This is a genomic window from Paenibacillus sp. FSL W8-0194, from assembly GCF_037969745.1.
Lineage (GTDB): Bacteria > Bacillota > Bacilli > Paenibacillales > Paenibacillaceae > Paenibacillus_AQ > Paenibacillus_AQ cookii.
Genome location: NZ_CP150205.1, coordinates 2,596,702 through 2,614,244, shown reverse-complemented (window position 1 = coordinate 2,614,244; position 17,543 = coordinate 2,596,702). Strand labels below are relative to the sequence as shown.

At 50.9% G+C, this 17,543-nt stretch carries 16 protein-coding genes and 1 pseudogene; 2 read left to right on the top strand and 15 right to left on the bottom strand.

Going from position 1 to position 17,543, the window contains the following annotated elements:
- Positions 1–81 precede the first annotated feature (81 nt).
- From MKY58_RS11670 to MKY58_RS11630, 9 genes and pseudogenes are all read right to left on the bottom strand, one after another.
- Positions 82–354 (bottom strand): annotated as a pseudogene (locus MKY58_RS11670) (NUDIX hydrolase); the annotation flags it as partial.
- Positions 355–404: 50 nt separating this feature from the next.
- Complete coding sequence (locus MKY58_RS11665) at positions 405–866, bottom strand: GNAT family N-acetyltransferase (protein WP_339324663.1); 462 nt, start codon at positions 864–866, stop codon at positions 405–407.
- Positions 867–1,126: 260 nt separating this feature from the next.
- Entirely contained in the window at positions 1,127–1,612 is a 486-nt protein-coding gene (locus MKY58_RS11660) for a hypothetical protein (RefSeq protein ID WP_339324662.1), read from the bottom strand.
- A gap of 251 nt (positions 1,613–1,863) precedes the next feature.
- A complete protein-coding gene (locus MKY58_RS11655) occupies positions 1,864–3,714 on the bottom strand; it encodes an ABC transporter ATP-binding protein (protein ID WP_339324661.1) in 1,851 nt (616 codons plus the stop codon).
- Complete coding sequence (locus MKY58_RS11650) at positions 3,698–5,443, bottom strand: ABC transporter ATP-binding protein (RefSeq protein WP_339324660.1); 1,746 nt, start codon at positions 5,441–5,443, stop codon at positions 3,698–3,700. Before MKY58_RS11650 ends, MKY58_RS11655 begins: the two co-directional genes overlap by 17 nt.
- Entirely contained in the window at positions 5,430–5,552 is a 123-nt protein-coding gene (locus MKY58_RS11645) for a hypothetical protein (RefSeq protein ID WP_339324659.1), read from the bottom strand. Before MKY58_RS11645 ends, MKY58_RS11650 begins: the two co-directional genes overlap by 14 nt.
- Positions 5,539–5,883 carry a hypothetical protein gene (locus MKY58_RS11640; RefSeq protein ID WP_339324658.1) on the bottom strand — a complete coding sequence of 115 codons (345 nt, stop codon included), beginning with the start codon at positions 5,881–5,883 and terminating at the stop codon, positions 5,539–5,541. The genes MKY58_RS11645 and MKY58_RS11640 overlap by 14 nt, the downstream gene beginning before the upstream one ends.
- 223 nt (positions 5,884–6,106) lie before the next feature.
- Positions 6,107–6,379, bottom strand: coding sequence for a barstar family protein (locus tag MKY58_RS11635; RefSeq protein WP_339324657.1), 273 nt, complete (start codon positions 6,377–6,379; stop codon positions 6,107–6,109).
- A gap of 20 nt (positions 6,380–6,399) precedes the next feature.
- Entirely contained in the window at positions 6,400–6,879 is a 480-nt protein-coding gene (locus tag MKY58_RS11630) for a ribonuclease (RefSeq protein WP_339324656.1), read from the bottom strand.
- Between the two features lie 271 nt (positions 6,880–7,150).
- Here MKY58_RS11630 and MKY58_RS11625 point away from each other — a divergent pair, with 271 nt between their 5' ends.
- Positions 7,151–8,074, top strand: a complete 924-nt coding sequence (locus MKY58_RS11625; RefSeq protein ID WP_339325127.1) for an aminoglycoside phosphotransferase family protein — start codon at positions 7,151–7,153, stop codon at positions 8,072–8,074.
- Between the two features lie 68 nt (positions 8,075–8,142).
- On the opposite strand, the gene MKY58_RS11620 is transcribed toward MKY58_RS11625, so the two are convergent.
- The 3 genes from MKY58_RS11620 to MKY58_RS11610 all read right to left on the bottom strand — a co-directional run bounded on the left by MKY58_RS11620 (position 8,143) and on the right by MKY58_RS11610 (position 12,513).
- Positions 8,143–11,358, bottom strand: coding sequence for a discoidin domain-containing protein (locus MKY58_RS11620; RefSeq protein ID WP_339324655.1), 3,216 nt, complete (start codon positions 11,356–11,358; stop codon positions 8,143–8,145).
- A 73-nt stretch (positions 11,359–11,431) separates the two neighbouring features.
- Positions 11,432–11,986 carry a peptidylprolyl isomerase gene (locus tag MKY58_RS11615; RefSeq protein ID WP_339324654.1) on the bottom strand — a complete coding sequence of 185 codons (555 nt, stop codon included), beginning with the start codon at positions 11,984–11,986 and terminating at the stop codon, positions 11,432–11,434.
- Complete coding sequence (locus tag MKY58_RS11610) at positions 11,947–12,513, bottom strand: SurA N-terminal domain-containing protein (RefSeq protein WP_339324653.1); 567 nt, start codon at positions 12,511–12,513, stop codon at positions 11,947–11,949. Before MKY58_RS11610 ends, MKY58_RS11615 begins: the two co-directional genes overlap by 40 nt.
- 285 nt (positions 12,514–12,798) lie before the next feature.
- Between MKY58_RS11610 and MKY58_RS11605 the strand changes: the two genes are divergently transcribed.
- Positions 12,799–14,127, top strand: a complete 1,329-nt coding sequence (locus tag MKY58_RS11605; RefSeq protein ID WP_339324652.1) for an NCS2 family permease — start codon at positions 12,799–12,801, stop codon at positions 14,125–14,127.
- A 97-nt stretch (positions 14,128–14,224) separates the two neighbouring features.
- On the opposite strand, the gene MKY58_RS11600 is transcribed toward MKY58_RS11605, so the two are convergent.
- From MKY58_RS11600 to MKY58_RS11590, 3 genes are all read right to left on the bottom strand, one after another.
- A complete protein-coding gene (locus MKY58_RS11600) occupies positions 14,225–15,595 on the bottom strand; it encodes an extracellular solute-binding protein (RefSeq protein WP_339324651.1) in 1,371 nt (456 codons plus the stop codon).
- Between the two features lie 135 nt (positions 15,596–15,730).
- The gene (locus MKY58_RS11595; protein ID WP_212950785.1) at positions 15,731–16,567 is read right to left on the bottom strand and encodes a carbohydrate ABC transporter permease; all 837 of its coding nucleotides are present in this window, start codon (positions 16,565–16,567) and stop codon (positions 15,731–15,733) included.
- An 18-nt stretch (positions 16,568–16,585) separates the two neighbouring features.
- A complete protein-coding gene (locus MKY58_RS11590; RefSeq protein ID WP_339325126.1) occupies positions 16,586–17,524 on the bottom strand; it encodes a sugar ABC transporter permease in 939 nt (312 codons plus the stop codon).
- Positions 17,525–17,543: the final 19 nt, after the last annotated feature.

Genomic DNA, 17,543 nt, shown 5'->3' with positions numbered 1-17,543 from the left:
GCATATGATTTCGACAAATGGGCCTTAGAATCCTTGTTGTTATGCGGTTTTTGTTGTTTTTTTAAGTGTTCAGCAAGCCCTAGTTAATTCTCCGCCAATGGGCCTGGCTAAAAATAATGTGTTGCAAATGGAATTCCCCATGTTCTGAAATATTCCGCAGAATTTAATAATTTCGATATCGATCCCTGATTCCTCTTTCGTTTCCCTTATTGCTGCTTGGCTTAAAGACTCTCCTTCTTCTACTTGACCGCCAGGCATTTCCCAGCCCCTTCTTGGGCCTTTAATAAGTAATAATTCATTCTTTTCGTTTACAACGATGGCTGCAGCAGAGAGGATATGTTTAGGCGGGCTCATTCAATCGCTCCTTTTTGATTTTTAATGTTTTTCTTCGCAGGTGTTATCGTTTATTTTAAATTTAGTTTGTATATAACCTCGCCATCTTGATTCTCTTGATCTTGATTTACAAAGCCCAGTTTCTCATAGAGTTTTCTTGCATGAGCATTGCTTTTTTCGATTGTTAGAGATATGACTTCGCATTGTCGATGCACTTCCTGTATAAATTCAATTATTCTTGTCAGCGATTGGGTACCTAATCCAATTCCTTGATAGTTCTTGTCTATTTGAAAACCACCGATCCAGTAATTATTCGTGCTATGAGGTGTATAAGAAAGATAGAAAAACCCGACTGTCTTATCATCCTTACGCAAAATATAAGGATCAAAAGCCTCATCCCACGGTTTGATATAAGCCCATGCTAAAGATTCGATCACAGAGGGTACAAGCTTCTCTTGGGATTTATGTAAAGATATCGCGAGCGCATCCTCCCAATTACTTTTGTTAATTGGTTCTATATGGATTAAATTCATTTTTTGGATTCCTTTCGATTTCAGTCACTATTTAAAGGGGCGGCCGCGATGCAGTTAGTTCACATTGTTGTCCGCAATAAAACGTTTCTCTGAAAAAAGCCATTTCAAGATGTCATGCAAATCTATCTCGATTCGAAATGATTTTCCTGCGGGCTAACCAAGGAACCGTCAGTTTCTGAAGCGTGCTTCTTTTTCTTCATAACTTTGTTGCACAGCCCCATGGCAACTTCAAGGATCAAAACAGCTCTTATGATCTTCTTCTAGCCTTCCTGGATTACCTTTCCATTTCTTTCTACCCATTTACCAATCTGTTTGATTGATTCCTTTGTTTTAAACGCTTTTCTTATAGTTTCAATTTGATGATCCAGTACTTTGTTTTCCTTTAAAGCACTTATAACGATACTTTCCAATGCAATGAAGCCTTCCTGTTCATAAATTTTGATTACTTCCGCTAAAATAGAATCTGACCACTCTTGCTGACTAAAGTAATACCAGATCATATGCTCCTTAACGGCTTTATTAATATTTACCTGATCCTTGTGGTCTTTGATCACTTTTAATGTCTTTAGGCTCAATTCCCCATGAAGCCCCAGTTGGTCCGATATATCCAATGAATGAATCAAACGTTCCAACTCTTTCATGTGATGATTTGAGGCGGCCGTTTCTATCCGGCTAATAACAGATAAAAGATCTATGGTATTCCCCTCCAATGCATGAGATCTTGTGCGGGGCACTACATCTAACACTTATTCTACGAATCCCCATATACTTCCTCTATTCCATGTTATTGCGATATTTTCTGACAACTTAACCTCAATTTTTTTGCCGGAGATCAGATCAAAATATCACGCTCTACGCCCCAATGAACTTCAATCCAAAACAGCCCTCGATTGCCAAAACATAAAAACCGCCCGCGAAAGCGGGCGGTTCCATGATACAGATCAAGTTGATGTTGAATGGATACAATCTATGAAAAGCTAAAAATGCAACGGCTCCCCTAAATCGCCCGCCTGAACTGGCTGTTATACAACTCGAAGTAAACGCCCTGCCGTTCCAGGAGCTCCTCATGGCTGCCTTGCTCCGCAATCCGCCCGTCTTGGATGACGAGGATGCGGTCCGCATCCTGAATCGTGCTGAGCCTGTGGGCGATGACGAAGCTGGTGCGGCCTTGCATCAGCGTTTTCATGGCCTGCTGGATATGCATTTCCGTGCGCGTGTCGACGCTGCTGGTGGCTTCATCCAGGATCAAGATGGCCGGATCGGCGAGGATCGCCCGTGCGATGGTCAGCAGCTGGCGCTGGCCATGACTCAAGCTTCCGCCTTCCGCGCCAAGCATCGTGTCATAGCCATGCGATAGCCTTGCGATGAACCCGTCGGCATTGGCAAGCTTCGCGGCCTCTTCCACTTCCTGGTCGGTCGCATCGAGACGGCCAAAACGGATATTTTCCCGTATGGTCCCCGAAAATACGTGCGCATCCTGAAGCACCATGCCAAGCTGGCCCCGTAGATCGTTTTTGTCGATCTCCCGGATGTCCACGCCGTCTATAAGCACCGCACCATCACTGATTTCATAAAAACGGGTCATCAGGTTGATGATCGTCGTTTTCCCGGCCCCCGTCGGTCCGACCAGAGCGATTTTCTCGCCGGGTTTCGCTATGAAGTTCACGCCGCGAAGTATGGGCGAATCCGGCTTATATCCGAAGGACACGTCCCGAAAAACCACCTCACCCTGCAGAGGCTGAAGTTTGACGTTCTTCTGTTCATGATCGTATTCCGACGCCATATCCATGACTTCAAAGACGCGCTCTGCTCCGGCAATGGCCGATTGGATCAAATTGTACTGGTTGGCCAGCTCGGAAATCGGGCGGCCGAATTGGCGCGAATAGTTAAGGAAGCTGACGATCACCCCAACCGTAGCCATGCCATGGAAAGCCATCCAACCGCCGACGCCGGCGATCAGCGCAAAATTGAGGTTGTTGATCATGTTCATCACCGGACCGACAAGTCCGGAAACAATCTGCGCTTTGATGCCGTATTTGTTCAATTCGCCGCTCAGCTTACGGAATCGCTTGGCTTCCGTCTCTTCCCTGCGATACTGCTTCACTACCTTTAAGCCGCTTACCGTTTCTTCGATAAAACCGTTGAGCTCGCCCAAATGCCGCTGCTGGTTTTTGAAATAAACCCGGCTGAACCCGGAGATTTTGCGGCTTGCCAGCAGCACGAGCGGAACGGTCACCATCGCGACGAGCGTCAAAGGAATGTTCAGCATCAGCATGATGGCCAGCGATCCGCTGAGGGTAATCAGGCTGTTTAACAGCTGCGTCACGCTTTGGTTCAACGTGTTTGCGACATTATCGATGTCGTTTGTTGCCCGGCTCATTAATTCCCCGTTTGCATGCGTGTCAAAAAACTGCACGGGCAGCTCGTGGTATTTTGCGAACAGGTCGCGCCGAAGCTCGAACACGGTATGTTGCGACACCGCCGTCATCACGTAAGCCTGCACCCATGCGATCACGCTTCCAAGCACGTAAATCCCGAGCAGAAGCAGGCAAAACCGGACTAAACCGCCTACATCGCCGGGGATCACCGCCTTATCGATCGCCTTACCGATCAAATATGGCCCGATCAGGGAAGCGAGCGCGTTCAATACGGTAAAGACGTACACCGTGATAAGTCCTGCCCGCTGACGGTTCAAGTACGCCCAGATGCGTTTGATCGTAGCGCCGCGGTTTTTGGCGCGCACCTTCGGCACGTCGCCTCTTCCGGGCCCCGCTCCTTGCGGCCCGCCCCCGAAACCGCCCGGACGACCGGGAATCGGTATCGGCGCGCGGTTATGTAGATTGGACATAAGACGCCTCCTCCCCATTCAGCTGAGACTGCAGAATATCCTGGTATATTTCGCTGCTCCGCATCAGTTCTTCATGCGTGCCTTGGGCCGCGATCCGGCCGTTATCCAAAATCAGGATGCGATCGGCGTCCACCACGGATGAAACGCGCTGGGCAATCAAAATGTTGGTGCTGCTCTGCATCTCCGTTTTTAACAACTGCCTAACCCGCGATTCGGTCGCCGCGTCCAACGCGCTGGTACTGTCGTCCATGACGAGGATCGTTGGCCGGATGAGCAGCGCCCTTGCGATCGCAAGCCGCTGCTTCTGCCCGCCGGAGAGGTTGATACCGCGCTGGCCAAGCACGGTGTCATAACCTTGCGGAAGCCCCATGATAAAACCGTGCGCCTCGGCGATTACAGCGGCTTGTTCCACTTCCTCGTCGCTGGCGTCCGGACGGCCGAAGCGGATATTGTCCCGGATGGTGCCGCTGAACAGGATGGTCTGCTGCATGACGAACCCGATCCGGCTGCGAAGATGTTCCAGGCTCATCCGGCGAACATCCGTGCCGTCGATCGTAATCGCACCGCTCGAAACGTCATACAACCGCGGAATGAGGCTGACGAGCGTAGACTTGCCCGTGCCTGTAGCGCCAAGGATCGCAGTCGTTTTTCCCGGTTCCGCGACAAAGCTGATATCCTCCAAAACCAGATTTTCATCGCCTTTGTCGTAAGCGAACGAGACGTTATGGAATTCGACCCTGCCTGAACGGATGCCGTCGCTTAGGGCGGCGGGATCTTCGGTAATCTCGCTGGCCGCGGCAAACACTTCATTAACCCGGTCGGCCGATACTTTGGCCCGCGATACAAAGGTTAGCATATTGCTCAGCATCATCATGGACATCAAGAGCTGCGTCGCGTAATTGATAAACGCCACCAAATTCCCGACGGGAAATCCGTAATTCCAGTTCTGCACACCCCCGAACCACAACACGGCAACGATGCTTGCGTTCAAAATGAGCATCATAAGCGGCAAATTCAGCGCCATGAGGCGGTTGGCCTTGATCGCAGTCCGGGTATAATCGGTGTTCGCCTCATGAAAACGCTGCTGCTCCTGCCTTGCCCGAACAAATGCCTTGATGACGCGAATCCCGGCCAAATTTTCCTGCAGGACGATGTTGACGCCATCCAGTTTGGCCTGCATTTGAGCGAACAAGGGGAAGGAGAGCCGGATCAACGTATACAAGAAGATAAACAGCATCGGAACGGCAACAAGCAGGATGACAGTAAGGGACGGACTGATTCGGATCGCCATCACCAAGCTGCCGACCAGCAGCAGCGGCGAACGCACGAACGACCGCAAAATCATTTGCACGAACGTTTGGAGCTGCACGACGTCGTTCGTTAACCGGGTGATCAGCGATCCCGTCTTGAGCCGGTCCAAGTTTCGATTCGAAAACGACTGGATATGCTCGAACAGCCGTATCCGCAAGTCGTTTCCGAAATGTTGCGAAGCGATGCTCGAAAACACGGTGCAGCCCACGCCCCCGACTAATCCGATCAGCGCCACGCCGACCATCGTCAAGCCGGTCGAAACGATATGCCCGAGATCATTTTTCATCAAGCCTTCATCCACGATGCTGGCCATCAGCGTCGGCTGCAGCAAATCCATGAATACCTCCACGACCATCAGCAGCGGAGCCAGCAAGCACCACAACGCATATGGCTTCAAAAAGCCTTTAAGTTTCCACATTCCGTTCACCTTCGTTTCCGGCAGGGTTCGGCTTCGTCACGAATGTCCCGAAAGACGAAATCATGTGCAGCCCCATGTTGCCTTTACCCACCGCCTCATTGATTTTCATGTTTCGTATCGTCTTCTTCGCTTTTGTTGTCGTTCCCAGGGACCGCTTCAAACAATTCGAACGTATGGATAAACTCCTGAATGATCGCATCCGTTGCTTTGAGCTCCCCGCTGATCACCTGTTTAATGGATGCATATTCCGGCTGATCCAGCTGCTGCACTAAAGTCGACCGTTTGACGTTCAATTTTTCCAAAAATGCGATCGCTCTTCCCCGGCGAAAGGTCTGGGCGCTATGGAAACGCTCCTTTCTGTCTTCATGTCCGCGGCCCCGGCCTTCCCTATGCTCCATGGGATCGCGGTGTCCCTTCCGTTCATGTCTGCCTTCGCGCATGATTGCTCCCTCTTTCTTATGTATACATTCGTATACACTTCTTAATTGTATACAAATGTATACGAGCGGCGAGTATGTTGTCAAGACCGTTTCAGGACTTCTCCATGTCCAAACGACTGCCGACGGATCCGCGACATTTTCCGAGAAAAACAAAAAAACCTGACGGATCAGGTTTTTTCAGTACATTTCAAATACACATATGTAATTTTGCAGTCGGCCGATCTTATTCGAGTTCCAACCGGAAGCCTTCAAGCTCCTCCTCGGCGTCGCGAAAGAGCTCCAGCAGTGAATGGCTGTATTCCCCCAGCTTCTTTTCGCTTTCCTTAAAACGGACCCAACGAACCGTCAGCGGCATGTCGACCCATCCGGTCAGACTATCCCACAACGCGTCCAGATTGCCGCCGTAATGATCGGGCAAATCCAACCCTTCCTTGAGGACGGCATGCAGCTGGTCGATGCTCCCGATGTTCCCGCCATCTAAAATGATCGTTCGCATTTGTTAAGCTCCTCCAATGCTTACTTGATTTGCTCAAACGTCTTGTAATGGTCTTCCGTCTTGTAAATTAAACCGTCGTTGGAAAAAAGGATGCGGTCTTTTCCCCGGTGTCCGGATGTATAGTTGATATCCGCTTCATACCAGACCCGCCCTTTTTTATCGGGCAATTTTTTCTCGCGGTTCCGGAAAATATCGCCGCCGATGCTTTTTCCCGGCGCAACCTTATGCAGATTTCCCTTTTGGGCGTCCCAGCCCAGCTTTTTCGCTTCGTTTTTCGTAATAAAGTTGTCGGGCAGTTTATGATGCTCCTTGATGTAATCCGCAACGCCTTCAAACGTGGTTAAACGATCGGACTGCTCCTGGCGGTCTTGCCGTTGCGCCTGCTGGTGGCTCGATGGGTGGCCCGGCTGCTGGGTCTGCTGTATTTCGGTCACTCCGCAACCGGTCAAAAGCAGCAAGCAACTGAACAACACAAATAATACGGATTTTAGTGCTTTCAATGTTTCATCCTCGTTTCTTTATGTAATGGTCTAATGATGTCCGGCGTCCCATCATCGGAGCGCAAACAAAAAGCCTAAGGAATGAGATCCGAAGGCTTTGAACGGCTGTTTTTATCGACACCTTATTCAACATCATACCAATCCGGAAAGAAAAAGTCTATATTTTCGGCCGGATTTTATCTATGCTTGGAGGGCCGGCAAAACTTGTGTACGGGAGTGTTGTTCGATGAATGGAACGGATCATCTTGATCCAGCGGATTTGCAGGAGTATATTCGGGATGTTTTGGGTACCGGCTATTCCGTTGCCGAGGTGTCGAGAATGCACGGAGGCGCGCAAAAAGTCGTCTACAAGATCGGCTGCAGCAATGGATTTTCCTGCGTGTTGTACGTATGGGATCTGTCGATGAATTATTTTCAAGAAGAAACGGTGCATCAAGATTCGGGCCAGCGATCCTTCGGCAGCGATCTTTTTGAACATAACAATAAGTATTTGACGCAAAAAGGCATTCGTACGCCTTCTCTTTACGACGTAAATAAAGCACGGAACCGTTACCCTTTTGATTATGCCTTGGTGGAATACGTAGAAGGACAAAAAGCGGAGGACTATTTCCATCATTCCGATTCGAAAGTCCAACATCAATTGTTCCAACGGTTGGGGGAAATGCTTGCGACCATGCATGCCGACAAAAGGGAAACCTTCGGAAATCTGACGGAGCCTAATGTCAGCGCGGGAACCGCTCAGCAGTTTCAAATGGAAAACGCCAAAACGCAGCTGGATTACGTTTCCCGCCACATGGAACGCATAGCATCGAACCATGGGAAACTGCTTGATACCATGAACGAGCTTGAATCGAGGATCTCGCCGCGGACGGAGTACGGTTTTATTCATGGAGAGCTGGGACCCGATCATGTTCTAGTAGATAACAAACTGGAACCCTATCTGATTGATATTGAAGGGGCGATGTTTTTTGACATTGAACATGAGCATAGTTTTATGTCGTTCAGGTTCGGCGAGTTCTACCGGTATCTGAAACATGGTTCGCTCGATGAAGACCGGATGCGTTTCTACCGCTTCCTTCATCATATTTCGCTGACCTCGGGCGGTTTGAAGCTGCTTCGCCGGGGGTTTCCGGATCAGCGATTCGCCAAAGAGTTGGCCGATTACCATTGCGAATGCGCATTAGCTTTCCTTTAAATGAGGAGCGCCCGTTTCCGCGGAAACAGGCGCTTCGCTTCATCTTCTCTTGTTAAAATGGCTAATGGCTATGGGTTAAGCAGCCACCCCGCGTCCCGCAGCAAAAACTCCGCGGCTTCGGCAGAGATATGCTTCCCTTTTTGGGCCTCCACTTCTTGAATAAAGCTGCTTGCATTCCGTTTTTGCAATTTTTTCAGCAGGCTGTTTGCGATCCCTTGGTTGTCGATCCAGCCGCGATTCGCGAAATGCCTGACCAGCTCCCCGAGCGTTTCATAACTGGTCAGCACCTGAAAATGGACGGATTTTTCTGCCCCGTTCCCCGCCAAATCCGCGGCTTGAACGGTCAATACATGATCTCCAGGCTCCAACAAGTATAGAGGTACGCCGTCTAATGTCTCTAATTTGTTACCATCCAGCAGCACTTCGGTTTTCGCCTCGTCGACTCCGGTCAGACGGTCCGAAATGTCCAATTGCGGTTGAAGCATGCCAGTGTTATATACGGAAGTCGTTACCGAACGGATCGTAATTTCCGGTGCCGTCCAATCGACCGTGATGCGGCTGGAAGCTTCAAAATGGCCGTCATCCGTTTGGGCGGTGATTACCGCCGTTCCTTCTCCTGCCGCCGTCACCGTTCCCTGATCGTCCACCGTGGCCACCCGGGAATCGCTTGTGCTCCAAGCGATCTTTGGATTGGTCGCGTTTTCCGGCGTAACGGTTGCCTTCAGTTCCACACGGCGATCGGAAGACTGATTAAGCACAAGCTGGGGCTGATCTAGCGAAATTCCCGTGACGGGAATATGTTCAGGAATGTGCTCTACGATCAGCTCATTGAGCGCAATGTTGCCCCACACCCGGTTGCCATCGTTCACCTTCAACCGAAGTTTATAGGCGTTAACCGTCGGAAAAGCAACGCTTTGGCGTTCTTTCGTGCTGTCGTTCAGCTTCCACTCGACGGAAGCATCGGATAACGCGGTTTGCCAGCGGCTGCCGTCATAATATTCCACGTCAAAATCGGTAATGCCTTGGCCGATGCCGAAAAAAGTGACCAACGTGACTTTATTGACGGGTACCGGTCGATCTCCGTAATTCAGGGTGATGTAACCCGGAAAGCTGATATTGGTGGCGCTTCCCCACGCCGAGTTCAAATTGCCGTCAAGGATGTTCGTAATTTCGCCGGCCCCTGTCGGAAAACTCGTCGTGACCATGTCTTTGTATAAATCAGGATTGTTGTATAATTCAAGTTCGTTCAGCGAAAGATGTCCCGATTGCCGATTCCCGTCATGGACCTTCAATCTCAGTTTAGAGAAACGGGTCAATGGGAACTCCACGGATTTGATCTCGTTATAGCCGGTCGTCGACTCCCACGTCAGGTGAATACCCGTTCGAATCGGAACCCAGGAAGAGCCGTTATGATATTCCAGATCGAAATCCGTGATCCCGGATTCTTTCCCCATTCTCGTATTTAACTTCAACTGGTTGGCGGAAACGGGTTCATTTCCGAAATCCAGCGTAATATCATTCGGGAATACAGGTGAATCATCGGATTTCCAAGCCGTGTCGTAATATTTGTCGTTAATGCTGCCGATCGGCTCGGAAGGGGAAGAATGAAACGACGTGCTGGCGACGGCCAGCGGTGCCAAGTCATCCACAGGCGTGCTGACCGGACGGATCCGTACGATATCGATCGGGTCCGGCATGGAGCCTGCCGGAGGCACGCTGCCTTCATATTCGTGCGCGCCGATGTCGGGAGCCCCGTTGTACAGCGGATTGCCGAAATAGTCCCGCCCTCCGTTGTCGTTTATCCGTATGCCCGCCCCAATCAACGGGGAGTCGGCTTGCAGCTTGTATCCGCCGACGGTGTTCATGCCGATCGAACCGCTTCCGGGGTCGGCGAATTTCGGATCGGCGGTCACCTTATGCGCATCGGCCTGCACTAACGTATTCCCTCCGTAATACGCGTTGTAATCGAAGGTCTGGCCCCGCAAATCCCAGCCCCGGTCCCCCACGCTGTAATACACGTTGTTATAATTTTTAATGTTGCGCGGCGTGCCCGAAGCTTTCGTGAAATAATCGCTCATGACCGGGTTGCCGGACGCTTTGCCTACATAAACCGTATTGTTGTAATTATAGACGTTATCGATCGAGCCGCTGTAACGGAAGATGCTTTTCCGGTCATTTTGGCTGATGTTGTATCGCACGATCGTGTTGACGGTGTAATAGGTATCGTTGACAAAAAGCATGAACCCGCCGGCGTTGTCGTGGCTGTAATTGTATTGGACCAACGAACCGATGTTGCCCGCATCCACGTCGAAGCCGTGGCCGTCCTCGGCGCCGTTGACGCTTGCGAACGATTCGTTGAATTGCACAAGGTTATTGTCCGCATAAGCCCACCAAATCGAAGCATTCGTTGCCAAGTACGTGGCCTGTCCTACCGTATTCCGCTCGACAATCGCGCCGTCGGTTACGTTCCATGCGATCCCGCCGGTTGCAGCCCGGAGCACGGTGTTGTTGGATATTTTGACGTTCGTGGAAGGCGTCCACGGTCCGTAAGGCTTCGGCACCCAAGGCCATAAATCGCCCATGCCGTAGCGCAAAATGCAGTTGGAGCCGATGTATATGCCATAGGCGTCCACATCCGTCAGCGTGTTGCCGTCAATCAAAATATCGTTAAAAGCACTTGGGGTGTTCGATCCGACCGAGTCGACGATAATTCCTCCGGAACGGGTCGTATAAGAACCGTCCACATCGTGGATATTCAAATTTTTGATATAAATATGATTCAATATGCCTGCTTCCTCATTCAAAATATAGACGCCTCTCCGCTGGCCCCGCGGATTCTGCCAATCCCTGTCGAAGGGCAGCGGCGAGCTGTTCGTCACCTCGAGGTTGTTGATTTCCCAATACTGCTGATTTTTCAACAAGACGGCTTCCAGTTCGGACGTCACCCCGGCGATTAACGGCTTGCTGCCGGTGCCGTACATGTCGATGACGATCGGGTTCCCATGTTCCCCGGAGCCTTTAGGCCATAATCTGCCATTCCAGCTTCCCCCGGCTTTAAACAAAATTTTGTCGCCCGGGGCGAAGGTCGTTGCATTCACTTTATCCAGCGACCTCCAGGCGGAACTTTCGCTTGTGCCACTATTTCCGTCATTACCTCCTGCACTATCCACATAATACGTCGTTCCGGCAGCCTTCGCCTCAGGCGGCAAAGCGATCACCAACGAACAAAACATGGTGAAAATCAGAATCATGCCGATTGCTTTTTTGAATCTCCGTCGGCTCAATGAGCAACATTCCTTTCCGTTTTTGATTTGAGAATTTTGCAAAAATCCTCGTTTATGTAATGCCTGATCGGCTTTACATTCGAAACGTCTTGTACAGTCGTTCATTGACGACAACCTGCGCATCTGCGATCCGTTGACGAACGTAACCGGCATAGCGGTCATCGATATAATCTTTGAACACCTGATCCTTTACGGCTTCAAAAGACAAATACCGGGAGCCAGCCTTCACGTTCTCCAATCTTTGGATCAGGTAAAAACGGCCGTTTTCTTCGATGATTCCGCTGATTTCTCCGGCCTGCAGCATCGAAGCCGCCTGAGCGACCGGACTTTTGGCGTTATGCCTGAAGCCGTCCAAGGGATAGGACTGCTCCGCAACTTGTACATCTGGACCGATTTCCTTTGCCGCTTGCTCGAATGCCATGCCGTTTGAGATGTTCGCCGCCGCTGCCTCGATTTTTCGTTTCGCCTGGGCCTTCCGGCGTTCATCGGCATGCACGTCCGCTTCAAGAAAAGATATCGATATTTGCCTCACCTTTACGGCTTCGGGCGCTTGGTACAGCTCGTTTTTTTTCGATTCGTAAAACCGTTTCAGCTGCGGTTCGTCCGGTTTCCAGTCATGTTCCGCCAATTTTTTTTGACCGACAATACCGCATTCATCATCGCATATTCGAAATAAGCATCCTCGGTATATTGGGCAGGCCCGAACACCACCTCATGATTTTCGATGGCCTTTGCTCTTCTTTCATTTTCGCCCTCTAAATTTTGCAAAAAAACGTCGTAACGGATATCCGTCAGCACTCCCTGTTCTTTGGCGATCAGCTGCTGGACTTTCAGATTCACGCTCTCCTCCAGCGCTGTCTTCTTCAGACGCTCAAGCGGCGTTTCTCCACCATAGGTCTCGGTCCAAAAGGAGGCCGACTGCCCGGCGCCGTATTTTTCGTGAAAATAGTCGATGACGCGGGCTTTGTTCGCTTGTACGGCTCTTTGAAACTCGCTTAAGAGGATCGGTTCGCCGTTTACGGTTGCCATCGGATCGTCGGATCGGTTGGTTTTGGAGAAAACGGGCCTTTCAACGAAGATGAACGCAATGGCGGCAATGACGGTCATTCCGGCGATAAGCCATACGCTGGATTTGCTTAATTTTCGTGTCGTCATGGCCATAAGCACCTCCCTCGTCCTTGAATTTTGGCAATGAAAACTTTGATCTGCATCATAGGGCAAGAAAATATCCAAATCATGTTATAAATGCTTCGCAAATCCATTATAGATTTCGATAGAAAACGCTTACAATTTAAAGTTCTTTACTTTTGTTTCATATTTTTTACCTTATTGCTGACATAAATGTGATACAATCATGCACATGGCGGTTTTGCGCCGCCATATCTTTCAATACCATTGAAAGGGTTGGGTGAGGGGCTACAATGGAAAGCAGGTATTCGGTTGGTCCACCAGGAAAACCATGGACCGTCGCATACGAAGGAGAACGCTTCACCTAGTCCGGCTTCCCGCCTTGCCCCGAGCGCTTGGCGGCGGGAGCTGTTAGCGGGAGTCGTATCTTTTTTTGCGATCGTCTACATTATTATTGTGAATTCATCGATATTAGCGGATGCCGGCATCCCTCAGGAAGCCGGGATTATCGCCACGGTTCTGGCGTCGGCGGTCGGGTGCTTCGTCATGGGCATTTGGGGAAAAGCTCCCTTGATCATCGCACCCGGGATGGGAATTAACGCCATGTTTACCTACACGCTTGTTCAAGGGATGGGGTTGACGTGGCAGCAGGCGCTGGCGGTCGGCATGATGTCCGGTCTCTGCTTTTTGGCCATCAGCATGACCTCTTTCATCGAAAAGCTGCGGTCGGCCATTCCGGCCTCGCTTCAGGAAGCCATCTCGGTCGGCATCGGCCTCATGCTGGTCCTGATCGGATTGCATAAAGGCGGCGTGATCGCTTCGGATCCGTCCTCGGTGATTGCCATGCGATCGTTCGCCGATCCGGGCGTGCTTGTAACGCTTGCGACGTTGGCCTTGACGTGCATCCTCTACATGCGCAACGTGCCCGGCAATTTGCTGCTGGCCATCATCGGAGGAACGGTGCTGGCTTATCTGCTCGGAGCCGCGCCTTCGAAGGCGGCGGATGTTGGAGGGTCCTCCTGGTCTACCTATGGAGACGTGTTCGGGCAGCTGTCGGTGAAAGGCGCCTCAATAACGACGTTGATCGTCGCCGTATTTTCGCTGACGCTTGTCATCGTGTTCGAGAACGTCGGACTCATTAACGCCCAGTTGAACATGAGCGGAAAACAGGAGCGCTTTAAGCGCGCCATCCAGGCGACTTCGTTCACCGTCTTTTTGAGCGGCCTGTTCGGCACAAGCCCGACGGTCTCTACCGTGGAGGCTGCCGCCGGCATTTCCGCCGGAGGAAAAACCGGCTGGACCCCAATCGTTACGGGGACGCTATTTTTGCTCTCACTGATCGCGATGCCGGTCATCATGCTCGTCCCGGATCAGGCGGTTGCGCCGATCCTCGTTTTTATCGGGGGGTTGATGATGCCGGCGGTCCGCAATATTTCCTTTAAACGGCTGGAAGAAGGGTTTCCCGCGTTTTTTATCATCGCGTTTATCCCGCTGATGCACAGCATCGTGGACGGGATTGCGATCGGTTTCATCAGCTATGCCCTGTTCCATATCGCGGTCGGCAAATGGCGCGAAGTGAAGCCCCTCTTTTATGTCGTGTCGCTTCTCTTCGTGATCTATTTCGTGATGCAGGCGATTTGATCCGCACAAACGAAAAAAAGCCCGCTTCGTACGCTTTGGCGTGCGGGCGGGCTTTTTCGCTGCTTGCTGCTTTTGGCTTGAGTTAGTCGAAAACCAGCTACTTTGTTTCTTTTTCGTTAATGATTTTGGTCGCTTCCTCCACCATCCACTTCTGAACCTCGTCAATCGGTTCGTTGCTCAGCATGAATTTGCTGAACCCGTCATCGATGACTTTGGTCAGATCGGAAGAGCTTGTCGTCACGATCGGCGAAGCGTCCAAATATTTGATGTCCGGACCAAACAGCGTGTTTTTCAACGAATCCACGTCGTACATGTCCTTGTTTTTGCCGACCAGACGGTCAAGCACTTTGTTTTGGTCGGATTTTTTCCAGCCGGAGAACTCCATTCTCGATTCCGAGTCCGTCGTCGTCATGAAGCGCATCAGCTTGTAGGCTTCTTCTTTATGTTTAGATGTTGCCCCCATCGCCAGCTGGCCGCCGCCCACGAAATATTTGCCGCCCTCGTAGTTTTTAGGCAAAGCATTCTGCGGCGGAAGCGGTACCGGCGCAAACGCGGTTTTGAAATCATGCGGATACTGTTCCACGTTCCCCGGATCCGGGATCATGAAGCTTCCCGAAAGCAGCATCGCGGCATCGCCGCTGAAAAATTCGCTTCGGTAGTTCAGCTTGGCGGCAAGCGTATCGGCGTAAGGCTTCGCGGATTTGTCGATGTTCTCCATGTCCTTGCGAAGCTGGAAGAAGTACTTGTACGTCGGGTCCGAAAGGATGGTGGTGCCGTCATCGTAGCGGAACGGGTCTTTCATGACCGTCTGGGCCGGTGCGTTCATGTACAGCTCCCACGTATGGAAATACGTGCCGTAACGTTTGTCGACGCCTTCGCCTTTGGTCAGCTTTTTCGCGTAATCGCGGAAATCGTCCCATGTCCAGCCATAGGTCGGCACGGGCAGCCCCGCTTCGTCCAACGCATTTTTGTTGAGCAGCACGAACTGATAACCCGCGGTCATCTGCATGCCGTAATATTTGTCGCTTACCTTCGGATTGACGTAATATTCGTCTTCCGGCTTTAATCCTTCTTTGTCGTAAAATTCATTCAACGGAGCAAGCGCCCCCCGGGCCGCCCGTTCGATCACGGCGCCTGAGCTCGGCAGGTTGACGACATCGACGGCTTCGCCGGACGATATGAGGAAATCGAGTTTTTTCAGCATTTCCACCGAGTTGCCGGGAACCAGCACGACATGCTCTACTTTGATGTTCGGATTTTGCGCTTCGAATTCTTTGAGCATCGCGTCCGTCGCGGCTTCCTGATCGGCATTGTCCCAGTTGTAGTACTTGATCGTGACTTGTCCATCGGACGATTTCCCGCTGCCGCCGGCCGAACCGGAATTGCCGCCGCATCCGCTCAGCGCGGTAAACGCTGCCAACAACAGGCAAAGTGAAGCCACAAAATTCCGTTTGCTTTTCCTTCTCATTTTTCTGCCCCCTAAATATGGAAGTTCCTCATCCTTGCAACCCCAGTATAATCACTGGCCGGGGTTCGCAAGTGCATAATTTTGAGGTATAACGATCACTTTTTTGACTTTTTGAAACCGCATACGCGATCAACGTCAGCCCTTGACCCCGCCCAAGGCGATCCCGTTGATGACCTGTTTTTGCAAAATGATGAATACGATCAACAGCGGCACGATCGCGGAAAGCGAGGCCATCATCATGATGGCGTCGTTGGTCGTGTAATCGTCCCGGAACAAGGTCATGCCGAGCGGGATGGTATACAGGTCCTTCGTCTGCAAAAAGATGAGCGGGTTCTGATAGTCGTTCCACGACCAGATGAATTTGATGATGGCCACGGTCGCAAGCACCGGCCGGCAGAGCGGGACGATGATCGACGCGAAGGTTCGGAAATGGCCTGCCCCGTCGATTTTCGCCGCTTCGATGTATTCATCGCTGATCCCCACCATAAACTGGCGCAACAGGAACGTAAAATAAATCGAAAACATGCTCATGAAAATCAGCGCAACATGCGTATCATAAAGCCCCATCCAGCGGATGAGCATGAACCGCGGAATCAGCGTTGCTTGGTCCGGGATGATCATGAAGGCGAGCAGAGCCGTAAACACCAGGTTTCTCCCGCGAAATTTAAGCTTCGTGAACGAATAGGCCGCCATGGTCGACACGAGCAAGGTGATGAACGTAACGATGACGGCAACCTTGATCGAGTTGAAATAAATGTGCAGGAAGGGGACTTTCCCCATCCAAACCGCTTTGAAATTGTACACCACATTTATCGATTTAGGAATCCACTCAATGGGAAAACGCATGACGTCCTTTTCGAATTTAAACGCCGACGAGACCATCCACACGAACGGAATCAGGAAAAATACGGATAAAGCCCCCATTAGCACCGTCGTAATGAGCTTTGAAATATTTCTGCGAATAAACGGCATGGTCGTCCTCTCCTCCTTCTACTCTTCTTTTCTCAATTTCCAGGTTGCCGCCGTAATGACCGCAATGATGGCGAACAGCAGCCAGGAAATCGCGGAGGCATAACCCATGTTGTAGTTCACGAACCCTTCCTCGTAGATCCGGAACACGATGACCGTCGAGGAATTGTCCGGCCCTCCTTCCGTCAGGTAGGAAATGATATCGAACACTTTAAAGGAGCCGATCAGCATCGTGATGAGCAGGAAAAAGGTTGTCGGGCGAAGCAGCGGAACCGTAATTTTAACAAATTTCGTCAGGGCCGTAGCGCCATCGATTTCCGCGGCTTCATACAGTTCGCTCGATATGTTCGTAAGTCCGGCCAGATAAATGATGATCGTATATCCGAGTCCGGCCCAGGAGCTGATGATGGCGATCGAAATGAGCGACGTTTTGGGATCCACGAGCCATTTCGGCGGGTTGGAGATGCCCAGGTCCATCAGGAACTGGTTCACCGGCCCCAAGGAAGGATGGAACAATGCGCTCCATACCGCCGCAACGGCAATGATGGACGAGATATACGGTATAAAAAACACGACCTTAAAATAGTCCTTCCAGAACACCTTGTTATGGATCAAAACGGCGAGCACGAGCGCGATCGCGATCGGAACCGGAACCGTCAGGACGGTATAAATCAAATTGTTTTTCAGCGCCTTCAGGATCGTCGGATCCTGAAACATGTGAATGTAATTTTCGAGCCCCGCGAATTTGATCCCCGAAATCCCGGACAAAAGGTTCCAGGAAGTAAAGCTTAAATACAGGGAAAATCCAAGCGCAAAAACATTGAGCAGCAGCATCCCGACGATTTCGGGAGCAAGGAACAACCAGCCGAGGAGGGCCTCCTTCCGCTTGGGCGTCCAAAATTTGCGGGCTTTCTGATGTTTCTCGGCCTTCAGAGTTGGTTTGGCAGCTTCCACTTGTATCACCTCAACATGATTAGTT